This window comes from Microbacterium sp. Leaf351 (assembly GCF_001423825.1).
Taxonomy (GTDB): Bacteria; Actinomycetota; Actinomycetes; order Actinomycetales; family Microbacteriaceae; genus Microbacterium; species Microbacterium ginsengisoli.
Window position 1 is genome coordinate 21979 of record NZ_LMPK01000012.1, and the last position, 1848, is coordinate 23826.

The following is a 1848-nucleotide window of genomic DNA, read 5'->3' on the forward strand; positions in this document are numbered from 1 at the left end:
CGCTCATGCGTCGCCTCCGTCGAGGGATGCCTCGTAGTCGGCGAGCCAGCGCGCCTGCTCGGCCATCAGCGGGTGATCATCGGTGTAGACGTGGGCGAACATGCTGGGCGCCTCGGGTGCGGTCAGGGTGACGGCGCGCGTGCGCACGTCATCGGCGTGCGCGGCGGCGCCCTCGTCGACCTCGTCGAAGAAGGCGGCGGATGCCCCGCGGCCCTCGAGGTAGGTGCGCAGGCGCGCGATCGGGTCGCGCAGCGCCCAGCCCTCCTCCTCCGAACCGGTGCGGTACTTCGTGGGGTCGTCGCTCGTGGTGTGCGCACCGCGACGGTAGGTCACCGCCTCGATGGCCGACGGGCCCTCGCCCGCCCGGGCGGCCTCGAGCGCGTGGCGGGTGACGGCGTAGCTGATGAGCACGTCGTTGCCGTCGATGCGGTGGCTCGGCATGCCGTAGCCGTAGCCGCGGCGCGAGAGCGCCGTGCGCGACTGCACCGCGACCGGCACCGAGATCGCCCACTGGTTGTTCTGCAGGAAGAAGACCTGCGGGGTGCGGTAGCTCGCAGCGAAGACCATCGCCTCGTGCACGTCGCCCTGGCTGGACGCGCCGTCGCCGTAGTAGACGATGACTGCCTCGTCGCGCTCGGGGTCGCCGGTGCCGGTGCGGCCGTCGAACACGAGGCCCATGCCGTAGCCGGTGGCGTGCAGGGTCTGCGAACCGAGCACGAGCGTGTAGAGGCGCGTGTTTCCGTTGGCCGGGTCGAGGGGGTTCCAGCCGCCGTGGGAGACGCCGCGCATGAGGCGGATGATGCCGACCGGGTCCACACCGCGGATCGTGGCGACGATGTGCTCGCGGTAGGAGGGGAAGATGTGGTCCTGCGGTCGTGCCGCGCGGATCGAGCCGACCTGTGCGGCCTCCTGGCCGAAGCTCGGCGGCCAGAGGGCGAGCTGGCCCTGCCGCTGCAGGTTGGTCGCCTGCCGGTCGAACGCGCGCGAGGTCACCATGTCGCGGTAGAAGGTCTCGAGGTCGGTCTCGGTGAGCGCCTCGACGAGTGGCAGGAAGGGTTCTGCCGACGGCGTCGGGGCGTACGAGCCGTCGGCGGCCAGCACGCTGATGATCTCGGGGTCGGCGGGCGGGGCCACGTCGTCGAGCGGAGTCACGGTGTCTACGCTAACGCGAGCGCCGGATGCCCCTTCGCGAGAGTATCTACAACGGATGCCGCGATCTGCAGGACCTTCTCGACAGTCTCGGCCTCGCCGATCGAGATGCGCAGGCCGTCGTCCCCGTAGGGACGCACGATGATGCCGCCCTCGTCGAAGGTCGCGGCGATGCGCTGGCTGTCGGCGCGGGTGTCGAGCCAGACGAAGTTGCCCTGCGTCTCGGGCACCCGCCAGCCCTGGGCACGCAAGCCGTCGACGAGGGCCGCGCGCCGGTCGGTGAGCTCGCGCACGCGGTCGAGCAGCTCGGCTTCGGCGTCCAGGCTGACGAGCGCCGCCGACTCGGCCGCAGCCGTCACCGACAGCGGGATGGCGGTGGAGCGGGCGAGGTCGAGCACGCGCTGGTGGCCGACGGCGTAGCCGACACGCAGACCCGCGAGGCCGTACGCCTTGGAGAAGGTGCGCAGGGCGACGACGTTGGGACGGATGACACCGAGCTCGCGCAGCCCGTCGACGGCCTCGGGGTCGGTGACGAACTCGGCGTACGCCTCGTCGAGGATGACGAGCACATCGGCGGGGATCCGCGCGAGGAACTGCTCGAACTCGGTCTGCGTGACGATCGGCCCGGTGGGGTTGTTCGGGCTGCAGACGATGATCAGTCGCGTGCGATCGGTAACCGCAGCCGCCATCGCGCCGAGG

General features: G+C 71.3%; 2 protein-coding genes. Both read right to left on the minus strand.

The window, feature by feature from the left end:
• Window positions 1-3: 3 nt before the first annotated feature.
• Complete coding sequence (locus ASG00_RS04995) at window positions 4-1152, minus strand: thiamine pyrophosphate-dependent enzyme (RefSeq protein ID WP_045247040.1); 1149 nt, start codon at window positions 1150-1152, stop codon at window positions 4-6.
• Window positions 1153-1157: 5 nt separating this feature from the next.
• Window positions 1158-1848, minus strand: a 691-nt coding sequence (locus tag ASG00_RS05000; protein WP_235559152.1) for an aminotransferase class I/II-fold pyridoxal phosphate-dependent enzyme, incomplete at its 5' end; no start/stop codon positions are given.